The sequence below is a fragment of the Streptomyces sp. Alt3 genome, assembly GCF_030719215.1.
Taxonomy (GTDB): Bacteria; Actinomycetota; Actinomycetes; order Streptomycetales; family Streptomycetaceae; genus Streptomyces; species Streptomyces glycanivorans.
Genome location: NZ_CP120983.1, coordinates 4,767,466 through 4,791,321 on the forward strand (window position 1 = coordinate 4,767,466; position 23,856 = coordinate 4,791,321).

19 protein-coding genes, 1 tRNA gene and 2 pseudogenes are annotated in these 23,856 nt (G+C 69.7%); 9 read left to right on the plus strand and 13 right to left on the minus strand.

Translation table 11 applies throughout. The features are described from left to right. Positions 1-391: 391 nt before the first annotated feature. The 3 genes from P8A20_RS21120 (at position 392) to P8A20_RS21130 (ending at position 5,161) form a co-directional block, all read left to right on the plus strand. Entirely contained in the window at positions 392-2,242 is a 1,851-nt protein-coding gene (locus P8A20_RS21120) for an outer membrane protein assembly factor BamB family protein (RefSeq protein WP_147963829.1), read from the plus strand. Between the two features lie 58 nt (positions 2,243-2,300). Next, entirely contained in the window at positions 2,301-4,220 is a 1,920-nt protein-coding gene (locus P8A20_RS21125) for an outer membrane protein assembly factor BamB family protein (protein ID WP_306104037.1), read from the plus strand. Between the two features lie 245 nt (positions 4,221-4,465). After that, positions 4,466-5,161, plus strand: a complete 696-nt coding sequence (locus tag P8A20_RS21130; protein ID WP_147963828.1) for a helix-turn-helix transcriptional regulator — start codon at positions 4,466-4,468, stop codon at positions 5,159-5,161. 39 nt (positions 5,162-5,200) lie between these two features. On the opposite strand, the gene P8A20_RS21135 is transcribed toward P8A20_RS21130, so the two are convergent. Both P8A20_RS21135 and P8A20_RS21140 read right to left on the minus strand, forming a co-directional pair. Beyond that, a complete protein-coding gene (locus tag P8A20_RS21135) occupies positions 5,201-5,488 on the minus strand; it encodes a hypothetical protein (RefSeq protein ID WP_147963827.1) in 288 nt (95 codons plus the stop codon). A 15-nt stretch (positions 5,489-5,503) separates the two neighbouring features. Beyond that, positions 5,504-7,173 (minus strand): annotated as a pseudogene (locus tag P8A20_RS21140) (sodium:solute symporter family protein). Between the two features lie 238 nt (positions 7,174-7,411). Here P8A20_RS21140 and galT point away from each other — a divergent pair. From galT to galK, 3 genes are read left to right on the plus strand one after another with little or no spacing between them, the layout of a single operon-like run. Continuing rightward, entirely contained in the window at positions 7,412-8,455 is a 1,044-nt protein-coding gene (gene galT, locus P8A20_RS21145) for a galactose-1-phosphate uridylyltransferase (protein ID WP_306104038.1), read from the plus strand. Continuing rightward, complete coding sequence (galE, locus tag P8A20_RS21150) at positions 8,452-9,432, plus strand: UDP-glucose 4-epimerase GalE (protein ID WP_306104039.1); 981 nt, start codon at positions 8,452-8,454, stop codon at positions 9,430-9,432. The genes galT and galE overlap by 4 nt, the downstream gene beginning before the upstream one ends. Further along, complete coding sequence (gene galK, locus P8A20_RS21155; protein WP_147963823.1) at positions 9,429-10,604, plus strand: galactokinase; 1,176 nt, start codon at positions 9,429-9,431, stop codon at positions 10,602-10,604. The genes galE and galK overlap by 4 nt, the downstream gene beginning before the upstream one ends. Here the strand turns inward: galK and P8A20_RS21160 are convergent. Then, positions 10,594-11,031: pseudogene (locus tag P8A20_RS21160) on the minus strand (GNAT family N-acetyltransferase); the annotation flags it as partial. The gene galK and the pseudogene P8A20_RS21160 overlap by 11 nt on opposite strands. Positions 11,032-11,301: 270 nt before the next feature. Here P8A20_RS21160 and P8A20_RS21165 point away from each other — a divergent pair. Then, on the plus strand, positions 11,302-12,096 hold the full coding sequence (locus P8A20_RS21165; RefSeq protein WP_147963821.1) for a response regulator transcription factor: 795 nt from the start codon (positions 11,302-11,304) through the stop codon (positions 12,094-12,096). On the opposite strand, the gene P8A20_RS21170 is transcribed toward P8A20_RS21165, so the two are convergent. Then, entirely contained in the window at positions 12,055-12,552 is a 498-nt protein-coding gene (locus tag P8A20_RS21170; protein ID WP_147963820.1) for a MarR family winged helix-turn-helix transcriptional regulator, read from the minus strand. The genes P8A20_RS21165 and P8A20_RS21170 overlap by 42 nt on opposite strands. Positions 12,553-12,640: 88 nt before the next feature. On the opposite strand from P8A20_RS21170, the gene P8A20_RS21175 reads away from it, so the two are divergent. Beyond that, positions 12,641-13,438 (plus strand): trans-aconitate 2-methyltransferase, encoded by a 798-nt coding sequence (locus P8A20_RS21175; RefSeq protein WP_147963819.1) that lies wholly within the window; start codon positions 12,641-12,643, stop codon positions 13,436-13,438. Between the two features lie 16 nt (positions 13,439-13,454). Here P8A20_RS21175 and P8A20_RS21180 read toward each other — a convergent pair whose 3' ends face one another. From P8A20_RS21180 to P8A20_RS21190, 3 genes are all read right to left on the minus strand, one after another. Further along, the gene (locus tag P8A20_RS21180; protein ID WP_147964147.1) at positions 13,455-14,057 is read right to left on the minus strand and encodes a Uma2 family endonuclease; all 603 of its coding nucleotides are present in this window, start codon (positions 14,055-14,057) and stop codon (positions 13,455-13,457) included. Positions 14,058-14,160: 103 nt separating this feature from the next. Beyond that, positions 14,161-14,847, minus strand: a complete 687-nt coding sequence (locus P8A20_RS21185; RefSeq protein WP_147963818.1) for a TetR/AcrR family transcriptional regulator — start codon at positions 14,845-14,847, stop codon at positions 14,161-14,163. Further along, positions 14,844-15,830 carry an acyl-CoA desaturase gene (locus P8A20_RS21190; RefSeq protein ID WP_147963817.1) on the minus strand — a complete coding sequence of 329 codons (987 nt, stop codon included), beginning with the start codon at positions 15,828-15,830 and terminating at the stop codon, positions 14,844-14,846. Before P8A20_RS21190 ends, P8A20_RS21185 begins: the two co-directional genes overlap by 4 nt. 331 nt (positions 15,831-16,161) lie before the next feature. On the opposite strand from P8A20_RS21190, the gene ppc reads away from it, so the two are divergent. Then, entirely contained in the window at positions 16,162-18,891 is a 2,730-nt protein-coding gene (gene ppc, locus P8A20_RS21195) for a phosphoenolpyruvate carboxylase (protein WP_306104040.1), read from the plus strand. 34 nt (positions 18,892-18,925) lie between these two features. Here the strand turns inward: ppc and P8A20_RS21200 are convergent, their stop codons facing one another. From P8A20_RS21200 to P8A20_RS21225, 6 genes are all read right to left on the minus strand, one after another. After that, positions 18,926-19,396: a hypothetical protein gene (locus P8A20_RS21200; protein ID WP_147963816.1), complete on the minus strand. Its 471-nt coding sequence runs from the start codon at positions 19,394-19,396 to the stop codon at positions 18,926-18,928. 75 nt (positions 19,397-19,471) lie between these two features. Then, the gene (pth, locus tag P8A20_RS21205; RefSeq protein ID WP_147963815.1) at positions 19,472-20,065 is read right to left on the minus strand and encodes an aminoacyl-tRNA hydrolase; all 594 of its coding nucleotides are present in this window, start codon (positions 20,063-20,065) and stop codon (positions 19,472-19,474) included. Between the two features lie 111 nt (positions 20,066-20,176). Beyond that, positions 20,177-20,764: a 50S ribosomal protein L25/general stress protein Ctc gene (locus P8A20_RS21210; protein ID WP_147963814.1), complete on the minus strand. Its 588-nt coding sequence runs from the start codon at positions 20,762-20,764 to the stop codon at positions 20,177-20,179. 231 nt (positions 20,765-20,995) lie between these two features. Next, positions 20,996-21,973: a ribose-phosphate diphosphokinase gene (locus P8A20_RS21215; RefSeq protein ID WP_014155809.1), complete on the minus strand. Its 978-nt coding sequence runs from the start codon at positions 21,971-21,973 to the stop codon at positions 20,996-20,998. A gap of 119 nt (positions 21,974-22,092) precedes the next feature. Then, the gene (gene glmU / locus P8A20_RS21220) at positions 22,093-23,526 is read right to left on the minus strand and encodes a bifunctional UDP-N-acetylglucosamine diphosphorylase/glucosamine-1-phosphate N-acetyltransferase GlmU (RefSeq protein WP_371934440.1); all 1,434 of its coding nucleotides are present in this window, start codon (positions 23,524-23,526) and stop codon (positions 22,093-22,095) included. Between the two features lie 162 nt (positions 23,527-23,688). Continuing rightward, a tRNA-Gln gene (locus tag P8A20_RS21225) sits at positions 23,689-23,760 on the minus strand. Between the last annotated feature and the right edge of the window lie 96 nt (positions 23,761-23,856).

Here is a 23,856-nt window from a genome sequence, read left to right on the forward strand (position 1 = left end):
GGATCGGTGGGGAGGCGGAGGAGGCGGGGCCCGGGGTGCTGTTCGTCGGTGAATGGCGGGGTGACTGCGAGGGTTCCGTGAAAGTCGCCCCGCTCGGGCACAGTTGACGGAGCATCGGGAGCGAGCGCCCCGCATGGCCACGACAGGCGCGTAACGACGGCATCACGGCCCGGTCCTCCCTTGGGAACAGGGCATGGACCGAACCGCTGCCGGGTGTGGTGCGGGTGGTACAAAGAAGCCCCGCTCGACTGTCGTAACGCCGCGGAAGCCATGCCCGATTCGCTCCTTTCCGGGGGGAATTCAGAGATTTCTTGCACCTGATCCTCTGAGCCCAGCGGAATCGCGGGGGAGACCGGAACGGGCACCGGACCGCACGAAGGGGGACGTGCTGATGACCCAGCCGCCCAGCCAGCAACCGCCGCAGGGGGGCTTCGGGGCTCCGCAGGAACCGCAGGGCACTCCCCAGCCGTCCCAGCCGCCGACTCCGCCGCAGATGCCGCCCGCCCCTCCGCAGACGCCGCCCGCCGGTGCTCCGCAGACGCCCCCGGCGCAGCCGGGCTACGGCTACCCGCAGGCACCCGGGGCACAGCCCGGTTACGGCTACCCCCAGGCGCCCGGCCAGGCGGCACCCGGCCCGTACGCCCAGCAACCCGGCCCGTACGGCGCCCCGTCCGGTCCGTACGCGCAGCAGCCCGGGCCCTACGGCCAGCAGCCCGGCCCCTACGGCCAGCAGCCCGGTTACGGCTACCCGCAGCAGCAGTACCCCGGCGCTCCCGCGCCCGGCGGTTCCGGCGGCGGCCCCTTCAAGGGCAAGCCCGCCGTCGTCATCGGTGCGGCGCTCGCCGCGCTCCTCGTCGTCGGCGGTGGCATCTTCCTCCTCACGAGCGGCGACGACGACAAGAAGGACCCCGTCGCCAAGACCAGCGGCGCCCCCGTGGACCCGAGCGAGTCGGCCGAGGTCGACCAGGGCGACGGCAAGGGCGACGGCCGTGAGGTGAACGACGACCTCAACGCCGGGCGCAAGGACGGCGAGGCGAAGGTCCTCTGGCTGACGAAGAACGACGTCGACCTGCCGCGCAACGGCAAGGACGTCTACGGCCCGTGGATCGTCGGCGACACGATCGTCAAGGGCATGTACCGCTCGGTCAACGGCTACTCGGTGGCCGACGGCAAGCAGAAGTGGAGCCTGCCGCTGCCCGCCGACATGTGCGCGGCGCCCGGGAACCCCACGGCCGACGGCAAGATCGTCATCGGCGTGATGAACGGCACCACGGAGAAGGCCGACTGCGCCGATCTGCAGATGATCGACCTCAACACCGGCAAGGCCGGCTGGAAGACGTCGGTCAAGAAGAACGGCACCTGGGACCTGATGTCCGACATCGGTCTCGCGATCAGCGGTGACACCGTGACCGTCGGCCGCACCAGCAACTCCAACGCCTACCGGGTCAGCGACGGCAAGGAGCTGTTCGGCAATCCGTCGGGCAACTGCAAGCCGTTCGCCTTCGCCGGCGGCCCCAAGCTCATCGCCGCCACCAGTTGCCGCACCGACGACGTGAACAACCCCCAGCACCAGATCCAGGAGATCGACCCGACCACCGGCAAGGCCAAGTGGTCGTACCAGCCCAAGCGGGGCTGGGAGGTCGAGAAGGTCTACTCGGTGAACCCCCTCGTCGTCTCGCTCACCCAGCGCGAGGAGAAGAAGTGGGGCATCCTCGCGCTCAAGGAGAACGGGACGCTCAGGTCCCAGCTGATCAGTGACAAGGGGGACAACCCCTCCGTCGACTGCGGAAGCGACTTCGCCATTTTCGGGGAGAAGCTCGAAGGCTGCAGCGGCATCGCCGCCGACGCCAACACCTTCTACATGATGACCGAGGACGACACCAGCGGCTCCGGCCGCACGAACAAGGTCATCGCGTTCGACCTGAACACCGGCAAGACCAAGTGGAAGTCCGCGGCGCCCGCCGAACGCACCATGAAGCCGCTGCGCATGGAGGGCGGCAACGTCCTGGTCTACCTGGAGCCCTCGTACGACAAGGGCGGGGCGATCGCCACGATCGCACCCACCGGTGGCGCACCGAAGGTGCTGCTCCAGCACCCGGACTCGACGACCCGGATCGAGAACTTCTTCTCGTCGAAGATCGTCTACGCGGGCGGCCGTTCCTTCATCGTCAGCGATCGCGTCAGCGCGAGCAACGACGAGGAGGAGAAGGAGCAGACGACCATGATGGCCTTCGGCAAGTGACGGCCGACCACGGCAACCGCAGCCCTTTCTCCTCAGACCCCGCAGAGGTACGTACGCCATGACCCAGCCGCCCCAGCCCCCCAACGAGCCGCCCCAGGGCGGTTTCGGCTCCCCGCAGGACACGCCGCCCGGCGGATTCGGCGCACCCACCCCGCCGCCCGCCGACCCGCTCGCCAAGCAGCCCCCGGCCACGCCGCCCACCCCGCCGGCGGGCGGCTACGGCAGCCCGCCCACCCCGCCTGCCGGTGGCTACGGCAGCCCGCCCACCCCGCCCGCGGGCGGCTACGGTTCGCCTCCGCCTCCGCCCGCCGGTGGCTACGGGGCCCCGCCGCCGCAGAACCCGGGGTACGGCTACCCGCAGACCCCGCCCCCGGGGCAGCCGCCGACCCAGCCCGGCTACGGCTTCCCGCAGGGACCGCCGCCCGGACAGCCCGGCATGCACCCGCAGCAGGGGTACGGCTACCCGACCGCACCGATGCAGCCGCAGTACGGCGCGCCCCAGCAGCCCGGCGGCGGCAAGAAGTTCAGCACCCGGATGCAGATCATCGTCGCCGCGGCCGTCGCCGTGGTGCTGATCGTCGGCGGCGGGGTCTTCTACGCCTCCAGCAGCGGTGACGAGGGCGGCAAGAAGGACGAGGCGGCCTCGGCCGGGACGAACGGCGGCGAGGACAAGGGCGGCGAGGGCGACGGCCTGGCCGGCGGTACCGAGAAGGCCCCGTCCGACACCAAGGCCAAGGTCGCCTTCCAGCTGCCCCACCCCAAGGTCACCGACACCACGGTCGTGGCCAGCTCCTGGGCCACGGACAAGGTGTACGTGAAGACCGGCGCGTACGAGGTCGTGGGCTACGACCTCGCCAAGGGCACCAAGGTCTGGTCGATCCCGCTGAAGGGCCAGGTCTGCGCCGCGTCCCGGCACATGAGCAAGGACTACAAGACCGCCATCGCCTTCGAGGAGGGCAAGCCGAGCGCCTCGGACAAGTACCCCTCGTGCAACCAGGTCGGCGCGCTCGACCTCGCCACCGGCAAGCTCATGTGGAGCAAGTCCGTCACCTCGGCGTCCAGCGGTGACCGGCCCGTCAGGTTCGGCGAGGTCACGCTCAGCGGTTCCACCGTCGCCGCGGGCGGCACCAGCGGCGGCGCCGCGTTCAACCTCGCCGACGGAGCCGAGCTCTGGAAGCCCAAGGCCGACACCAACAACTGCTACGACATGGGCTACGGCGGCGGCGAGGCTCTCGCGGTGGTCCGCAAGTGCGGCAGTTACGACGACCCCCAGCTGACGATCCAGGCGCTGGACCCGTCCACCGGCGCGCCCCTCTCCTCCTACTCCATGCCGCCCGGCGTCGAGTACGCGAGCATCGTCTCCACCAAGCCGCTCGTCGTCGCGGCCGATGTCGGTGACACCGCGGGTGACGGCAGCAGCATCTCGGACTTCTTCTCCATCGACGCGGCCACCGGCAAGCTCATCGTCCGCATCTCGGCCGACGCGGACAAGTACGCCGCGGACTGCGGCTCCACCGAGGTCGAGCAGTGCGGCTCCCTGGCCGTCGGCAACAACCGGATCTACGTGCCGACCGAGGAGCACGAGGGCGGCGGCGAGTACGGCGACACCAACGAGATCGTCGCGTTCGACCTCACCACCGGCAAGCTCGTCGGCGGAAGGGCGGACGCGGGCGACCGCTACACGCTGACCCCGCTGCGGATGGACGGCACGAACGTCATCGCCTACAAGCGGCCCCCGTACGACAAGGGCGGTCAGATCGTGTCCATCGACGGCTCCACCTTCAAGGAGACCGTGCTGATGGTGAACCCGGACGACGAGGCGGTGCGCGAAGCGGAGACCAGCTTCTCCGTGGACTACGCCGAGTTCATCTACGAGAAGGGGCGGCTGTTCATCTCCGAGAAGATGGTCAGCGAGCCCAGCAAGTCCAGTTCGCTGGACGACAAGCAGTTCCTCGTCGTCTCCTTCAGCACCGACTGACCCGCCCGGCCCGTTCCCGGGTCATCCGTGACGGCCCTGCTGGTTGATCATCGACCGGCAGGGCCGGTCGTTTTCCGACGTGCACCCGGCCCTGAACGACGCAGAATTCGGCAATCCGGGGGGCTCCTGCCCGGTAATGGGCGCATGGCGTCGAACAAGCGTGTAGCTTGCCGGGTCAGAGGGGCCGGGGGGCCTGTTCAGGGACACGCAGCGGTACAGCGCTGTACACATGGGGGCTTTTTCCGATGGGCGTGCGGCTCATGGTGGTCGATGACCACCGTCTGCTCGCCGAGGCACTCGCCTCGGCACTGAAATTGCGCGGACACCGGGTGCTCGCGGCGGCCGCGCCGACGTCCGGTGCAGCGGAACTGGTGATCAGCAGGGCGCCGGAGGTCTGCCTGTTCGGCACGGCCGCGCCCGCCGAACCCGGGGCGTTCGACCCGATCACGAGGATCGGACGGGAGCGCCCCCAGGTGGCCGTGGTGGTGCTCGGCCCGGTGCCGAACCCGCGCGGGATCGCCGCCGCCTTCGCCGCGGGAGCGGCCGGCTACGTGCGCCACGACGAACGCATAGAGGGCGTGGAGCGCGCCATGGTCAAGGCCCGTGCGGGAGAGGTCGCGGTGGCCCCGCAGCTCCTGCGGGGCGCGTTCGCCGAGCTGCTGCACCCTGCGGTCCAGCCGGACGACGAAGGGCAGCGGCTGCTGAGGATGCTGACCCCGCGTGAGGTCGAGGTGCTGGTCAGGGTCGCCGAGGGTGAGGACACCCGGCTGATCGCGGCCGGCATGGGCATCGCGCCGAGCACCGCGCGTACGCATGTGCAGCGGGTGCTGATGAAGCTGGGCGTCGGCTCCCGGCTGGAGGCCGCCGCACTCGCCGCCCGCACGGGGCTGCTCGACCGGGCGGCGGCGGGAACGCCGCAGGGGCCGGACGGCCTCGCGTGAACGCGTGATCGTCCGGCCCCCGCGGGGTGGTGGCGCCGGTCAGCTCTCCGGCGTGCCGGGGGTCTCCTGGGCCACCTGGACCGGGCGCAGCTTCATCCAGATCAGGAAGAAGAGCCCGAGCGCCAGCATGGCCAGGCCCGTCCACAGGTTGATGTGGATGCCCTCGGCCTTCTTCAGGTCGGCTTCGGAGGGGTTGATCCCGGCGATGGTGACGATCACTCCGTAGACCACGAAGAGACCGCCGATGATCCGCCGGATGTCGAAGAGCCGGGCCGCGGTCGCGGACGTGCGCTCCAGTTCGGAGACTTCCTTGTGCAGGTCGGACATGGTGAGTGCCTCCGATCAGAGCGAGTAGGGCAGGTAGCAGAGGGCGGCGAGGACGATGGCGCCCCAGCCGAGCAGGGCGGGCTTGCGGTACCAGGCGCTGTCACCCTCGTCCGGTGCCTCGTCGGCGTCCGGGGACTCCGTCCCGTAGACCAGACCGGCCAGTTCGGCGTCGGGCTTCGGAGCGGTGAAGAGGGTGACGACGACCATGACGACCGCGCCGGCCACGAATCCGACGATGGCGGAGACGAAGTTGGCGCCCTGGTCGGACGGGATGTCGATGATGCCCTGCTCGTAGAAGACGAAGTAGTTCACCATCGCGGCCGTGGTGCCGGCGACGAGGCCCCAGACGCCGGACTTCATGGAGGCGCGCTTCCAGAACATGCCGATGATGAAGACGACGAACATCGGGACGTTGAAGAACGAGAACAGCGTCTGCAGGTACGTCATGATGTTGGAGAAGCTGGCGGCGATGAACGCCGTGCCGATCGAGGCCAGCACACCCACCGCGGTGATCACCCGGCCGAAGCGCAGGTAGTACTCGTCCGACTGGTCCTTCTTCACGTGGCGCTGCCAGATGTCCGTGGTGAACACCGTGTTGAACGACGACACGTTGGCCGCCATACCGGCCATGAACGCGGCCAGCAGACCGGTCACCGCGATACCGAGCACACCGTTGGGGAGCAGTTCCCGCATCAGCAGCGGGATGGCGTCGTTGTACGTGAGGCCCGACTCCTTCGACCCGATGTTCGGGACGACGACAGCGGCGACCAGGCCCGGGATCATCACCACGAACACGATGAAGATCTTCGGGAAGGCGGCGATCAGCGGGGTGCGCTTCGCGGCGGACAGGTTCTTCGCCGACAGGGCGCGCTGCACCTCGGCGAAGTTGGTGGTCCAGTAGCCGAAGGAGAGCACGAAGCCCAGCCCGAGGATGATCGTCAGCCAGTTGGCGCCGAGCGGGTTGACGTCACCGATGCCGGTGCCGCCCCAGGCGGACATGAAGTCCGCGCCGTGCTGCTTCTCCAGCGAGCCGCTGAGGCCGTCCCAGCCGCCGACACGCTTGAGGCCCAGGATGGTGAGAGGGATCAGCGCGGCGAGGATGACGAAGAACTGCAGCACCTCGTTGTAGATCGCGGAGGAGAGTCCTCCGATGGTGATGTAGAGCAGGACGAAGACGCCGGCGACGACGATCGCGATCCAGCGGTCCCAGCCCAGCAGCGCCTCCACGACGATCGACAGGGCGTAGAGGTTCACGCCCGCGATCAGGATCGCCGCGAAGGCGAAGAGTATGGAGCTCAGCAGGTGGGCCGACCTGTCGAAGCGCTGGAGCAGGAACTCCGGCACGGAGCGGACCTTCGACCGGTAGTAGAAGGGCATCATCACCAGGCCGAGGAAGACCATGGCGGGGATGGCGCCGATCCAGTACCAGTGCACGACCGCGACGCCGTACTGCGCGCCGGTGGCCGCCATGCCGAGGATCTCGGTGGCACCGAGGTTCGCCGCGACGAAGGCCAGGCCGGTCACCCAGGCGGGCAGTGAACGTCCGGAGAGGAGAAGTCGAGACTCGTCTTCACGCTGGCCCGGGCGGCGAAGCCGATGCCGAGCACCACGACGAAGTAGATCGCCAGAATTGTGTAGTCGAGCCCGTTCGTGGGGAGCCGGAGCCCTTCGGCCAGATATTGCATGGGGGGTACTCGCTTCGTTGCGCGAACTGAACCCGAGGGAACCTACGCCTTTGTGTTCAGAAACTGAACAGTTCGAGTGGCGTTCTTTGTTTGATCGTGATCGGACGAGTTGAAATGTCCGAGTCTGGCCCTCCGTGAGGGTGGGGTGCCCACAGGACTCAGCGGCATTGACGCACTGTGTTGACTTGTGATTTGTTATGTTCGGTTCTGTTTAGAGGGCCTCACATGGAGGAGCCTGGTGAAGAAGACGGTTACGACCCTCGCCGACGGCCGCGAGCTGATCTACTACGACTCCGCGGACGACACAGTCCGCGACGCCGTCGATCCGCGGCCGCTGGACGCCGTCTCGACGTCCTCGGAGATCCGCCGCGATCCCCTGCTCGGCGACTCGGTGGCCATCGCCTCGCACCGGCAGGGGCGCACCTACCACCCGCCGGCCGACGAGTGCCCGCTCTGCCCCTCGCGGGAGGGCCGCCACAGCGAGATCCCCGACACCGACTACGACGTCGCCGTCTTCGAGAACCGCTTCCCCTCCCTCGCCGGTGACTCCGGCCGCTGCGAGGTCGTCTGCTTCACCTCCGACCACGACGTGTCCTTCGCCGGTCTCACCGAGGACCAGGCGGCCCTGGTCCTGGAGGCGTGGACCGACAGGACGGCCGACCTCGCCGAGCTTCCGCAGGTCGCCCAGGTGTTCTGTTTCGAGAACCGGGGCGCCGAGATCGGCGTCACCCTCGGCCACCCGCACGGACAGATCTACGGCTACCCCTTCGTCACCCCGCGAACCGAGCAGATGCTCCGCTCGATGGAGACCCACCGCGCCGAGACCGGCCGGAACCTCTTCGACGACGTCGTCGCACGGGAACTCGCCGACGGGGAGCGCGTGGTCCTGGAGGGCGAGCACTGGGTCGCCTTCGTGCCGTACGCCGCGCACTGGCCCTACGAGGTCCACCTCCACCCGCGCCGCCGCGTCGCGGACCTGCGGGAACTCGACGAGGCAGCACGCACGGAGTTCCCACAGGTCTATCTGGAACTCTTGAGGCGATTCGACCGGATCTTCGGGCCCGGGGAGCCGCCGACGCCGTACATCTCGGCCTGGCACCAGGCGCCCTTCCGGGCCCCCGGCCGTGAGGAGTTCGCGCTGCATCTCGAGCTTTTCACCATCCGGCGGACCTCCGGCAAACTGAAGTTCCTCGCGGGCTCCGAGTCAGGCATGAACGTGTTCATCAACGACGTGCCGCCGGAGGCCGCGGCCCAGCGACTGCGAGAGGTAGCGAGCGAGTGAGCAACACCGCGAAGAAGTACCTGGTGACGGGCGGCGCGGGATACGTCGGCAGTGTCGTGACGGCACACCTGCTGGAGGCGGGACACACCGTCACCGTCCTCGACGACCTGTCGACGGGCTTCCGTGAGGGCGTCCCCCAGGGGGCGGAGTTCTTCGAGGGCCGCATCCAGGACGCCGCCGAGTGGCTGGACCCCTCCTACGACGGCGTGCTGCACTTCGCCGCGTTCTCCCAGGTCGGCGAGTCCGTCGTCGATCCCGAGAAGTACTGGGTGAACAACGTCGGCGGCACCACCTCCCTGCTCGCCGCCATGCGCGACGCGGGTGTGCGGACGCTCGTCTTCTCCTCCACCGCGGCGACCTACGGCGAGCCCGTCTCCAGCCCCATCACGGAGACCGACCCGACCGCCCCGACCAACCCCTACGGCGCCTCCAAGCTCGCCGTCGACCACATGATCAGCGGTGAGGCGGCCGCGCACGGGCTGGCCGCCGTCTCGCTGCGGTACTTCAACGTCGCGGGCGCCTACGGCAACAGCGGCGAGCGCCACGACCCCGAGTCGCACCTCATCCCGCTGGTCCTCCAGGTCGCCCTCGGACAGCGCGCGTCCATCTCCGTCTACGGCGACGACTACCCGACACCGGACGGTACCTGCGTACGCGACTACATCCACGTCGCCGACCTCGCAGAGGCCCACCTGCTGGCCCTGGACGCGGCCACCGCGGGCGAGCACCTCATCTGCAACCTCGGCAACGGCAACGGCTTCTCCGTGCGCGAGGTCATCGAGACCGTCCGCCAGGTCACCGGCCACCCGGTCCCCGAGGTCGCCGCACCCCGTCGCGGCGGCGACCCGGCCGTCCTCGTCGCCTCCGCCGACACCGCCAGGAAGCGGCTCGGCTGGCAGCCGTCGCGCCCCGACCTGGCCGCCATCGTCGCCGACGCGTGGACGTTCGCCCGCCGAGAGGAACCCACCGCACCATGACCGACAACGCCGAGCTGACCGCCTCCTTCACCGAGTTGTACGGGACCGCCCCCGAGGGGATATGGGCAGCACCCGGACGAGTGAACCTGATCGGTGAGTACACCGACTTCAACGGTGGCTTCGTCATGCCGCTCGCCCTCCCGCACCACGCCCGCGCCGCCGTCGCCCGCCGCACGGACGGACAGCTGCGCCTGCACTCCACCGACGTGCCGGGCGGGGTCGTCTCCCTGCGTGTGGACGAACTCACCCCGCACTCCGGCCACGGCTGGGCCGCCTACCCCGCGGGTGTCGTCTGGGCGCTCCGCGAGGCCGGCCACGCGGTCACCGGCGCGGACATCCAGCTCACCTCCACGGTGCCGGTCGGCGCCGGTCTCTCCTCCTCGGCCGCCCTGGAGGTCGTCACCGCGCTCGCCCTGAACGACCTCTTCGAGCTGGGCCTCAGCGCCCCGGAGGTCGCCGTGCTCGGCCAGCGCGCCGAGAACGACTTCGTCGGCGTGCCCTGCGGGATCATGGACCAGATGGCCTCGGCGTGCTGCACCGAGGGCCACGCGCTGTACCTCGACACCCGCGATCTCACCCAGCGCCAGGTCCCCTTCGACCTCGCCGCGCACGGGCTGCAGCTGCTCGTCGTCGACACCCGCGTCAAGCACGCCCTCGGCGACGGCGCGTACGCGGAGCGCCGGGCAGGCTGCGAGGCGGGAGCCCGGGCGCTCGGGATCGACATGCTGCGCGACCTCCCGTTCGAGGACCTGGGCACCGCGCTGGAGACCCTCGCGGCGGCCGGCGAGGACGAGTCGGTCGTGCGGTACGTCCGCCATGTGGTGAGCGACAACCACCGTGTCGAGCAGATCATCGCGCTGCTCGACGCGGGCGACGTGCGCGCGGCGGGCCCGGTCCTCAACGAGGGCCACGCCTCACTGCGCGACGATCTGCGGGTCTCGTGCCAGGAGCTGGACCTCGTGGTCTCGGCGGCGAACGCGGCCGGGGCGCTCGGGGCCCGGATGACCGGCGGCGGCTTCGGCGGCTCGGCGATCGTCCTGGTGGAGGAGGCGACGGCCGACACCGTCGCCAAGGCCGTCACGGAGGCCTTCTCCGTAGCCGGGCACGCCACCCCGGGAGTCTTCCCCGCGGTGCCTTCGGCGGGGGGCCGGCGGGTCGCTCCAGCTGCTTGACCAGGATGAACTCCGCGACGCCGGGCGGGTAGTCCTCGATCTCACCGACCACCTCGTACCCCTGCTTCCGGTAGAAGTCCGGGGCCTGGAAGCCCCAGGTCTCCAGCCGGGAGCGGGTACAGGCCCGGTCGTCGCGGGCGAGGCGCTCCGCCTCGGCGAGGAGCCGCGAGCCGAGGCCGAGGCCGCGGTGGCGGCCGTCGACCCAGAGCAGGTCCACATGGAGCCAGTAGGCCCAGGTCCGCCCGCTCAGCCCGGCGGCCAGCCCGCCCGCGTCGTCCAGGAGCCAGACGTCCAGCGGGACTTCGTGCTCGGCGGAGGTGGAGTGCAGGGCACGCAGCTCCGGTGAACCGTCCCAGTTGTCGGCGTGCAGCCGACGGCCCAGCAGAATACGACGTTCCTTGTCCACTTCGGTCTCAAGACGGAACATGAACAACACCCTAAACACGTCGGGTGGTCAGTTCTGCGAATCCCCTTCCGGCACCCACCGCCCCCCGTACGCTGATGCTCAGCACCGGTGGGGGCCGGTGTCGTTTCAGGGGACGAGACAGTCGGATACGACACCCGGGGCGGGTGGCGGCCGGCACACGGCGGCGGCCGTGCGCAGGCGGTTCACCGGAGCGCTCCGGGTGTCGTGTCCGTCGCGGTCCGTCCCCGCCGGGGCCGGCCATGTACGGGGCGCCCCAGGAGTTCACACAGCATGGGGGTGTCTGTGGCGCGTATCCGGGTTCTGGTGGTCGACGACCACCGCATCTTTGCCGAGTCCCTCGCCGCGGCGCTCGCGGCCGAACCGGACGTCGAAGTGTCCGCGGCGGGCAGTGGTCCCGCCGCGCAGCGGTGTCTGGAGCGTGCGGCCGCCGAGGGGCGCCGCTACGACGTGATGCTGGTCGACGCCGACCTGGGCATACTCGCCCAGGGCGGTGCCCGCACCGTTCCCGCGCCGCGCGGCGCACCGGAGGGCGTACAGGCCGCCGGCCCGGTCGACGGCATCTCGCTGGTCGCCGGGGTGCGATCGGGGCAGCCGCACATCCGGACGGTGGTGCTCGCCGAGAGGGACGATCCGCGCAGGGCCGCGGCCGCCCTGCATGCCGGGGCCTCGGGCTGGGTGGCCAAGGACTGCTCGTTGCAGCGTCTGCTGACCGTCATACGGGGCGTGCTGCGCGACGAGACGCATCTGCCGGCGGCCCTGCTGACGGGTGTGCTGCGGGAGCTGACAACCGCCCGCAGGCACCGCACCGAGAGCGAGCAGCTCGTCGAGTCTCTGACGCCCCGCGAGCGTGAGGTCCTGCGCTGCATGGTGGCGGGTCTGGGCCGGAAGGCGGTCGCGGAGCGGCTCTTCCTGTCCCCGCACACGGTGCGCACGCACATGCAGAACGTGCTGGGGAAGCTGGGCGTGCACTCGACCCTGGCCGCCGTGGCGCTGGCCCGGCGGGCCGGGGTGGGACCAGCCTCGCTAACCGGGGATGTTGTCGAACGGGGCGGTCAGCTGGCGTAGCAGTCCGGCGAGTTCGGCCCGCTGCCGGCGGGAGAGCTCGCCCAGGATGGCGCGCTCCTGGTCGAGCAGCCCGGCCAGCGACTGGTCGGCCTTGTCGCGGCCCAGGTCGGTCAGCCGGACCAGGACGCCGCGGCGGTCGTTCGGGTCGGGCAGCCGTTCGACCAGGTTCTTCTTCGTCAGACGGTCGATGCGGTTGGTCATCGTGCCCGAGGTGACCAGCGTCTGCGTGAGCAACTGGCCGGGGGAGAGCTGGTACGGGGCTCCGGCGCGGCGCAGCGACGTCAGGACGTCGAATTCCCAGGGCTCCAGCTGGTGCTCGGCGAAAGCGATCCTGCGGGCCCTGTCCAGATGCCGGGCCAGGCGGGAGACGCGGCTCAGGACCTCGAGTGGTTCCACATCGAGGTCGGGGCGCTCGCGGCGCCATGCAGCGACCAGTCGGTCGACCTCGTCCTCCATGTCGATCAGTGTAGAGGGTCCCTCGACATGAAGTCTCTTGAATTCAAGTGTCTTGACATCAAGATACCCTCGTGGTGATCCTGACCCCATGACCGCACCCACCTGGGACCCGCAGCAGTACCTTCGCCACGCCGACCACCGCACCCGGCCCTTCCACGACCTCCTGGCCCGCATCGGGCCCCTGCCGCACGAACCGGCACCCCGCATCGCCGACCTCGGGTGCGGCGCCGGCAACGTCACCGCGCTCCTCGGCGAGCGCTGGCCCGCCGCCCGCGTCACGGGATACGACAGCTCACCCCAGATGCTCGAACGTGCCCGCACCCACACCGGCCCCCTCCTCGACTTCGCCGAGGCCGACGCCGGCACCTGGACACCCACCGAGACCTACGACCTCATCGTCTCCAACGCTCTCCTCCAGTGGGTCCCGGGCCACACCGCCCGCTTCCCCCACTGGCTGGACGCCCTCACCCCCGGCGGAACCCTCGCCTTCCAGGTCCCCGGCAACTTCGACGCCCCCAGCCACACCCTCATGCGGGAACTCGCCGAATCCCCCCGCTGGCACGACCGCCTCGGAGGCCTCCTGCGTCACGGAGACGCCGTACACACCCCGTCGCACTACCTGGAGCAGCTCACCGCGCCCGGGCGCACCGCCGACGTCTGGGAGACCACCTACCTGCACCTCCTCCAGGGCGAGGACCCCGTCCTCGACTGGGTCAAGGGCACCGGCCTGCGCCCCGTCCTCGACGCCCTCGCCGACGACCCCGAGGCCCGCGACGCCTTCCTCACCGAGTACCGCGACCTGCTGCGCACCGCCTACCCGGCGGGCCCGCACGGCACGGTCTTCCCGTTCCGCCGGATCTTCGCCGTCACCCGCACCGCCGGGTGACCGCCGCGGCCGGGCGTCACAACGCGTCCAGGGCCTCCGGCGAGATGTCGAGATCCACGGGGAACGGGACCCCGGTCTTCAGCCGGTCGTGATGGATGCCCGTCAGGGCGTACGCCTTGTTCACGGGGTCCAGTTCGTAGACCCGCACCACCGGATGCCGGTCGCTCCCGGCCATCTCGACCAGCCAGAAGTTCGGGATGCCCGCCGCGGCGTACTTCTGCGGCTTGGTGTCACGGTCGCGGGCCTCGGAGTCGGGGGAGACCACCTCGACGGCGAGGAGCACGTCCGCCGCCTCGAAACGGGTCAGCTCCCGCCCGGTGACAGCCTCGGCCCGCACGACGCAGACATCCGGCTCGGGCGCGTTGCGCCGGTCGAGGACGACGGTCATCTCCCTGACGATCTTCAAGTCGCGTGGCGCACCGCTGCGCAACCCGTACGTCAGCAGGTCGATCATCCGGCTGTGAAAGATGCGCTGCGGACTCACAAAAACCAGGCTCCCGTCGAGCAATTCCGTGTGCGGCGGGAGATCGGGCAGCGTGAACAGGTCGTCCACGGTGTATCCGTCCTGCGGGGGCACCGGCCAGCGGCTGCTGTGCCCGGTGATCGGCTCGGCGGTCATGATTCCTCCCATGGACGGGATTCTGGTCCTGCTCCACCACAGTAGGGTCCGGTCCGCCGCTCCGTCATCACAACGAGTGATCACGCGTGCACCGCGGCCGGGCTCAGTTCTTCCGGTGCCCTATCAGGCGCGGCTTCGACTCCAGGTTCTCCAGCCCGTGCCACGCCAGATTCACCAGATGGGCGGCCACCTCGGCCTTCTTCGGCTTCCGCACGTCCAGCCACCACTGGCCGGTCAGCGCCACCATCCCGACCAGGGCCTGGGCGTACAGCGGGGCCAGCTTCGGGTCGAAGCCCCGGGCCTTGAACTCCAGGCCCAGGATGTCCTCGACCTGCGTGGCGATGTCGCTGATCAGCGACGCGAAGGTGCCCGTGGACTGTGCGACCGGGGAGTCACGGACCAGGATCCGGAAACCGTCCGTGTACGTCTCGATGTAGTCGAGCAGCGCGAACGCCGCCTGCTCCAGCAGCTCACGCGGATGACCGGCGGTGAGCGCCCCCGTGACCAGGTCCAGCAGCTGACGCATCTCACGGTCGACCACGACGGCGTACAGGCCCTCCTTACCGCCGAAGTGCTCGTACACCACCGGCTTGGAGACTCCGGCGCGCGCCGCGATCTCCTCCACGGAGGTGCCCTCGAAGCCCTTGTCGGCGAACAGGGTGCGCCCGATGTCCAGCAGTTGCTCGCGGCGCTCCTTACCCGTCATCCGGACCCGCCGGGCCCGTCGGGTCGGTGCGGGCATGCTCTTCTCGCCGCTGGTGCTTCCGTCGGTCGCCACGTCGTCAATCATGCAGGGTCGGCGGCCGCGGGCTTGCGCCGGGAGGCGATACGCGAGGCGTCGGGCCACCGGACGTCGTGCGCCCAGCCCAGCTTCTCGAACCAGCGGATCAGCCGGGCGCTGGAGTCGATCTGCCCCCGCATCACCCCGTGACGCGCGCTCGTGGGGTCCGCGTGGTGCAGGTTGTGCCAGGACTCGCCGCACGAGAGCACCGCCAGCCACCACACGTTGCCGGACCTGTCACGGGACTTGAAGGGCCGCTTGCCGACCGCGTGACAGATCGAGTTGATCGACCAGGTCACGTGGTGCAGCAGCGCGACACGGACCAGCGAACCCCAGAAGAAGGCGGTGAACGCCCCCCACCACGACATGGTGACCAGGCCGCCGACCAGCGGGGGGATCGCCAGCGAGAGGATCGTGAAGCTGAGGAAGTGACGCGAGATCGCGCGGATCGCCGGGTCCCTGACCAGGTCGGGGGCGTACTTCTGCTGCGGCGTCTGCTCCTCGTTGAACATCCAGCCGATGTGGGCCCACCAAAGGCCCTTCATCAGTGCGGGGAGGTTCTCGCCGAACCTCCACGGCGAGTGCGGGTCGCCCTCGGCGTCGGAGAACCGGTGGTGCTTGCGGTGGTCGGCCACCCAGCGCACCAGCGGGCCCTCGACCGCCATCGAGCCGGCGACGGCCAGGGTGAGGCGCAGGGCGCGGTTCGCCTTGAAGGAGCCGTGCGTGAAGTAGCGGTGGAACCCGATCGTCACGCCGTGGCAGCCCCAGTAGTACATGACCACCAGGAGACCCAGGTCGAGCCAGCTGACACCGCGGCCCCAGGCCAGCGGCACCGCCGCGACCAGGGCCGCGAACGGCACCACGATGAACAGCAGCAGCGCGAGCTGCTCGACCGAGCGCTTCTTGTCGCCGCCCAGCGTGGCCGAGGGGGCCGCTGGGCCGCCTGCCGCCGTGGGCAGGCCGTCGTCGATCACTTCGGGGCTGGTGGGCATTGGGGAGTCCCCTGTGAGGTGAGGAAAAATATGACGGTATGAGTGGGCTACGCTTCCGTAACCTACGGCAACGTAAGTATGGCAGCGAAGAGGCTCACGACACGCGACCACCACCGCGACAACCCTTGTGCGGCGAGGCCTCCCACTCCTCGGGTACCCCCGATCCGGGCCACCCCGCAGGGCAGCGAGCACGCCGGACGGCCGGACACCTATCCTGGGTGCGTCGGACAGCGCGGTCCGCACTCTGCACACCCGGGGTGACCCGTCAGCACCGCGAGCGCCCCGGCCTCCCCTGACAGACGTGCTCAACCACTGCAAGGAGCCGCACACTGTGAGCAGTGCCGACCAGACCCCTGCCGCCAACACCGAACTGCGGGCAGACATCCGCCGCCTCGGAGACCTGCTGGGCGAGACCCTCGTACGACAGGAGGGCCAGGACCTCCTCGACCTCGTCGAGCGAGTCCGCGCCCTGACCCGCGAGGACGGCGAGGCAGCGGCCGCGCTCCTCGGCGACACGGACCTGGAGACCGCCGCGCAGCTCGTGCGCGCCTTCTCCACCTACTTCCACCTCGCCAACGTCACCGAGCAGGTCCACCGCGCCCACGAGATGCGCGACCGCCGGTCCGCCGAGGGCGGGCTCCTCGCCCGCACCGCCGACCGCCTCAAGGACGCCGACCCCGAGCACCTGCGCGAGACGGTCAAGAACCTCAACGTCCGGCCCGTCTTCACCGCGCACCCCACCGAGGCCGCACGGCGCTCCGTGCTCAACAAGCTCCGCCGCATCGCCGAACTCCTCGAAACGCCCGTCATCGAGGCCGACCGACGACGCCAGGACATCCGGCTGGCCGAGAACATCGACCTCATCTGGCAGACCGACGAACTCCGCGTCGTCCGCCCGGAGCCCGCCGACGAGGCCCGCAACGCCATCTACTACCTCGACGAACTCCACGCCAACGCGGTGGGCGACGTCCTGGAGGACCTGGCCGCGGAGCTGGAGCGCGTCGGCGTCGAACTGCCCGCCGACACCCGCCCGCTCACCTTCGGCACCTGGATCGGAGGCGACCGCGACGGCAACCCCAACGTCACGCCCACCGTCACCTGGGACGTGCTCATCCTCCAGCACGAGCACGGCATCACCGACGCCCTCGAACTCGTCGACCAGCTGCGCGGACTGCTCTCCAACTCCATCCGCTACACCGGAGCCACCGACGAGCTCCTCACCTCGCTCCAGACCGACCTGGAGCGCCTCCCCGAGATCAGCCCCCGCTACAAGCGGCTGAACGCCGAGGAGCCCTACCGGCTCAAGGCCACCTGCGTACGCCAGAAGCTCGTCAACACCCGCGAGCGCCTCGCCTCCGGCACGCCCCACCGCCCCGGCTGCGACTACCTCGGCACCGCCGAGCTCATCGCCGACCTGGCGCTCATCCAGACCTCCCTGCGCGAACACCGCGGCGGACTCTTCGCCGACGGCCGCATGAACCGCACCATCCGCACGCTCACCGCGTTCGGCCTCCAGCTCGCCACCATGGACGTCCGCGAGCACGCCGACGCCCACCACCACACCCTCGGCCAGCTCTTCGACCGCCTCGGCGAGGAATCCTGGCGCTACACCGACATGCCCCGCGACTACCGGCAGAAGCTCCTCGCCAAGGAACTCCGCTCCCGCCGCCCCCTCGCACCCACCCCGGCCCCGCTCGACGCCGCCGGCGAGAAGACCCTCGGCGTCTTCCACACCATCAAGCAGGCCTTCGAACGCTTCGGCCCCGAAGTCATCGAGTCCTACATCATCTCGATGTGCCAGGGCGCCGACGACGTCTTCGCAGCCGCCGTCCTCGCCCGCGAGGCCGGCCTCATCGACCTCCACGGCGGCTGGGCCAAGATCGGCATCGTCCCGCTCCTGGAGACCACCGACGAGCTCAAGGCCGCCGACGTCATCCTCGACGAGATGCTCGCCGACCCCTCCTACCGACGCCTCGTCTCACTCCGCGGCGACGTCCAGGAGGTCATGCTCGGCTACTCCGACTCCTCCAAGTTCGGCGGCATCACCACCTCGCAGTGGGAGATCCACCGCGCCCAGCGCCGGCTCCGCGACGTGGCCCACCGCTACGGCGTACGCCTGCGCCTCTTCCACGGCCGCGGCGGCACCGTCGGCCGCGGCGGCGGCCCCTCGCACGACGCGATCCTCGCGCAGCCCTGGGGGACCCTGGAGGGCGAGATCAAGGTGACCGAGCAGGGCGAGGTCATCTCCGACAAGTACCTCATCCCGGCACTGGCACGGGAGAACCTGGAGCTGACCGTCGCGGCCACCCTCCAGGCCTCCGCCCTGCACACCGCACCCCGCCAGTCCGACGAGGCGCTGGCCCGCTGGGACGCGGCCATGGACACCGTCTCCGACGCCGCCCACGACGCCTACCGCAAGCTCGTCGAGGACCCGGACCTGCCGGCCTACTTCCTGGCCTCCACCCCGGTGGACCAGCTCGCCGACCTGCACCTGGGCTCGCGGCCCTCCCGGCGCCCCGGCTCGGGCGTCTCGCTCGACGGCCTGCGCGCCATCCCGTGGGTCTTCGGCTGGACCCAGTCACGCCAGATCGTCCCCGGCTGGTTCGGCGTCGGCTCCGGCCTCAAGGCACTGCGCGAAGCCGGTCTCGACACCGTCCTGGACGAGATGCACGAACAGTGGCACTTCTTCCAGAACTTCCTCTCCAACGTCGAGATGACCCTCGCCAAGACCGATCTGCGCATCGCCCGGCACTACGTCGACACCCTCGTGCCCGACGAGCTCAAGCACGTCTTCGACGTCATCCAGGCCGAGCACGAACTCACCGTGCAGGAAGTCCTCAAGGTCACCGGCGGCAAGGAACTCCTCGGCACCAGCCCGGTGCTCCAGCAGACCTTCGCCATCCGTGACGCCTACCTGGACCCGATCTCCTACCTCCAGGTGTCCCTGCTCGCCCGCCAGCGCCAGGCCGCCGAACGCGGCGAGGAAGCGGACCCGCTCCTGGCCCGCGCCCTGCTGCTCACCGTCAACGGTGTGGCCGCGGGACTCCGTAACACCGGCTGACCCCCACAGGGGAAGACCGCGCGGTGCGGTCCTGTCAGAGGGCGACGAAGGTCGCCGTCAGCAGGGCCGCACCCGCGATCCCCGCCCCCCACGCCGTCCGCGTCAGCCGCATGCCGCCACCGATCACCAGTGCGGCCAGCACCAGCGCACCGCCCAGTGGCGCCCAGGAATGCAGAAAGCCCGGTGTCCCGGTACGCACCACGTCCCCGGTCCCGGGCTTCACCACGACGGGGAAACGATCCCCCTTCCTCGCCGCGACGGACCGCTCCACCGTGACCGAGGGCCGGTCGGACGAAGCCGGGTCCGGCGAGAACGACCCCGTGCAGGTGTCCTCACCGCACGCCGTCACCACCATCGTCCCGTGCTCACGGCCCTTCGCCAGAACGATGTGGTGCGCGGTCTCCCACGACGTCCACACACCTGCGGCCAGCAACAACAGGACGACACAGCCCGCGGCGAACGTACGCCCATGGGCCAGCAGTCGGTGCGAGGAACTCCGCTTCATGGGGGCAGATCCTTGGGCAGAGCCCTGCCGTCGGTCAACCTGTGGCCGAAAAACACCCGAGAAGCAACAGGAATGTCAGGAGTTGTACGCGGACTGGGCCCGCTCCAGACCCTCCGCCAGCAACGACTCCACCGCGTCCGCCGACCGGTCCACCAGATACGCGAGCTCCTTGCGCTCCGCGGACGAGAAATCCTTCAGCACGAAGTCCGCGACCTGCATCCGCCCCGGCGGCCGGCCGATCCCGAACCGCACCCGGTGATAATCCGGACCCATCGCCTTCGTCATCGACTTCAGCCCGTTGTGCCCGTTGTCACCCCCGCCCAGCTTCAGCCGCAGCATCCCGAAATCGATGTCCAACTCGTCATGAACCGCCACCACATGATCCGTCGGCACCTTGTAGAAGTCCCGCAGGGCCGTCACCGGACCGCCCGACAGATTCATGTACGACATCGGCTTCGCCAGCACCACACGACGGCTCGACGGCCCGGGCGGACCGATCCGCCCCTCCAGCACCTGCGCCTGCGCCTTCTGTGCCCGCTTGAACTTCCCGCCCATCCGCTCCGCCAGCAGATCGGCCACCATGAAGCCCACGTTGTGCCGGTTCGCCGCATAGTCGGGACCGGGATTGCCGAGGCCCACGATCAGCCAGGGGTCGGTGGCGTCGGACATCAGAGCTCGGTCTCCTCGCAGTGCGTACATACCGGTCGATACAGGGAAACGGGGCGGCGGAACCCCCGGAAGGGAACCGCCACCCCGTCAGTCAAGCAGGTGGGGCGAGGCTCAGGCCTCGGCGCCTGCGGCCTCGGCGCCCTCGGCAGGCGCCTCCTCGGCCTGCGCGGCGACGACCTGCAGCACGATGGCGTCCTCGTCACCGGCGAGCACGGCACCCTTGGGCAGCTCGATGTCCTTCGCGGCGATCGAGTCACCCGCGTCCAGACCGGCGACGGAGACCGTGACCGACTCGGGGATGTGGGTGGCCTCGGCCTCGACGAGCAGGGTGTTCTGCACGTACTCCAGCAGGTTGGCGCCCGGCGCCAGGTCGCCCTCGGCGTGCACCGCGATCTCGACGTTGACCTTCTCGCCGCGCTTCACGGTCAGCAGGTCGACGTGCTCGATGTTGCCCTTGATGGCGTTGCGCTGCACGGCCTTGGGGATCACCAGGGCGTCCTTGCCGTCGATCTCGAGACCGATCAGGACGTTGGCGGTACGCAGGGCGAGCTGCAGCTCGTGACCCGGCAGGTTGATGTGGACCGGCTCGGCACCGTGGCCGTAGACGACTCCGGGAACCAGGTTGGCGCGACGGGTGCGACGGGCAGCGCCCTTGCCGAACTCCGTACGGACCGTTGCGTCGAGCTTGATCTCAGCCATGCTGCACTCCTCGTAAGGTGACGAAAATCCGATGGTCACCCGGCCCACGACAGGCCTGCTACGAAGAGCGCGTCGATAACGGACCACCGATTCCCATGACCACGCATGAGAACGGCCTCCCTCGCCGAGCAACTCACTGAGTCTACCCGGCGGGGAGGCCGCGCCCAAAGTCGATCACCCGCAGGCGGTCGTCCGGAGGCCGTCCTCCGGAGGGATGTCACCCGAAGGTGATCAGCCCTGCTCCTCGAAGAGGCTCGTCACCGAACCGTCCTCGAACACCTCACGCACCGCACGCGCGATCGTCGGAGCGATCGAGAGCACCGTGATCTTGTCGATCTCCAGCTCACCCGGCGTCGGCAGCGTGTCCGTGAACACGAACTCGCTGACCTTGGAGTTCTTCAGCCGGTCCGCGGCGGGGCCGGAGAGCACCCCGTGCGTCGCCGTCACTATGACGTCCTCGGCACCGTGCGCGAACAGGGCGTCCGCGGCGGCGCAGATCGTGCCACCCGTGTCGATCATGTCGTCGACCAGCACGCACACCCGGCCCTCGACGTTGCCGACGACCTCGTGCACGCTCACCTGGTTCGGCACGTCCTTGTCGCGGCGCTTGTGGACGATCGCCAGCGGCGCGTCCAGGCGGTCGCACCAGCGGTCCGCGACCCGCACACGGCCGGCGTCCGGGGACACGATCGTCAGCTTCGACCGGTCCACCTTCGCACCGACGTAGTCGGCCAGGATCGGCAGCGCGAACAGGTGGTCCACCGGACCGTCGAAGAAGCCCTGGATCTGGTCCGTGTGCAGATCGACGGTGAGGACACGGTCCGCACCCGCCGTCTTCATCAGGTCCGCCACCAGACGGGCCGAGATCGGCTCACGGCCACGGTGCTTCTTGTCCTGACGGGCATAGCCGTAGAACGGCACGATGACCGTCACCGACCGCGCCGACGCGCGCTTCAGCGCGTCCAGCATGATCAGTTGCTCCATGATCCACTTGTTGATCGGAGCCGTGTGGCTCTGGATCAGGAAGCAGTCGGCGCCACGGGCGGACTCCTGGAAGCGGACGTAGATCTCACCGTTGGCGAAATCGAAGGCCTTCGTCGGCACGAGACCGACACCCAGTTGGTGTGCGACCTCCTCGGCCAGCTCGGGGTGGGCGCGGCCGGAGAAGAGCATCAGTTTCTTCTCGCCGGTCGTCTTGATCCCGGTCACAGCACAGTCTCCTCAGACGTGTATCTGGCACCGCACGCATGGGTCCCGAAGTGCGACGAGCCAGCCGAAATGGGTGAGCATCTATCACGGTACGCCGCCTTTGGCGCACCTGTTTCCGGTCAGCTTTCGCCGTCGGGCTCCGACGTGGCCGCCTGAGCGGCCTGAGCCGCCGCGCTCCCGGGACGCTTCCGGGCGACCCAGCCCTCGATATTCCGCTGCTGGCCCCGGGCCACGGCCAGTGAACCGGACGGTACGTCCTTGGTGATGACCGAACCCGCGGCGGTGTAAACGCCGTCCCCGACCGTGACAGGCGCCACAAACATATTGTCCGACCCGGTCCGGCAGTGGGACCCGATCGTCGTGTGGTGCTTGGCCACCCCGTCGTAGTTCACGAACACGCTCGCCGCACCGATGTTGGTGTGGTCGCCGATGGTCGCGTCCCCGACGTAACTCAGGTGAGGCACCTTCGTGCCCTCGCCGATCGTGGCGTTCTTCATCTCGACGTACGTACCCGCCTTGGACCTGGCGCCCATGCGCGTACCGGGCCGCAGGTAGGCGAACGGGCCGACCGTCGCGCCCGGGCCCACCTCGGCACCGTCCGAGACCGTGTTGTCCACCCGCGCGCCCGCGTGCACGACGGTGTCCTTCAGCCGGGAGTTCGGCCCCACCTCGGCGTCCTCGGCGAGGTGGGTCGCACCCAGCAGTTGCGTACCCGGGTGCACGATCGCGTCGCGCTCGTACGTCACCGTCGCGTCGATCAGCGTGGACGCCGGGTCCACCACCGTCACGCCCGCCAGCATCGCGCGTTCCAGGAGACGCTCGTTGAGCAGCCGCCTGGCCTCGGCCAACTGGAGGCGGTTGTTGATGCCGAGGATCTCGCGGTGGTCGTCGGCCACCGACGCCCCCACGCGGTGCCCGGCCTCACGCAGGATCGACAGGACGTCGGTGAGGTACTCCTCGCCCTGGCTGTTGTCCGTGCGCACCTTGCCCAGGGCGTCACTCAGCAGGCGGCCGTCGAAGGCGAAGACGCCGGAGTTGATCTCCCGGATCGCGCGCTGCGCGTCGGTGGCGTCCTTGTGCTCGACGATTTCGGTGACCGCCCCGGTGGCCGCGTCCCGGACGATCCGGCCGTAGCCGGTCGAGTCCGGGACCTCGGCGGTCAGCACGGTGACGGCGTTGGCGTCCGCGGTGTGGGTCGCGGCGAGCGCGGAGAGGGTCTCGCCGGAGAGCAGCGGGGTGTCGCCGCACACCACGACGACGGTGCCCTCCACGGTGCCGCCGAGCTCCTCCAGGCCCATGCGGACCGCGTGACCGGTGCCGTTCTGCTCGGCCTGGAAGGCGGTGCGCACGGGGGTCTCGCCGGCGGAGAGGTGCGCGGTGACCTGCTCGGCGGCGTGGCCGACGACCACGACGAGGTGCTGAGGGTCGAGCTCACGGGAGGCGGCGACGACGTGCCCGACGAGCGAGCGCCCGGAGATCTCGTGCAGGACCTTGGGTGTCTTCGACTTCATGCGGGTGCCCTCACCCGCTGCGAGGACGACGACGGCGGCCAGTGGTGCGTCCCCTGTTCGAGCGGAGCCGAGAACTTGGGGAGGGTGGACGCTCACGGGATTGCCCTTCGGCTTCGGGTGGTGGACACCCGCAGGATACCGGGGGCGTATATGCCCGAAACGAACGCGGGCCCCGACCGGTGAGGTCGGGGCCCGCACGAGAAGCTCCCCCACCAGGACTTGAACCCGGACAAATAGCACCAAAAGCTACTGTGCTGCCAATTACACCATGGGGGATCAAAGCGGACATTTCTCCAGCCCGCCCTATTGGCACCCAACACTATGCCGTACCAGGCACCCTCCGCGCGACGATGGAGCTCCGCACTTCTGGTC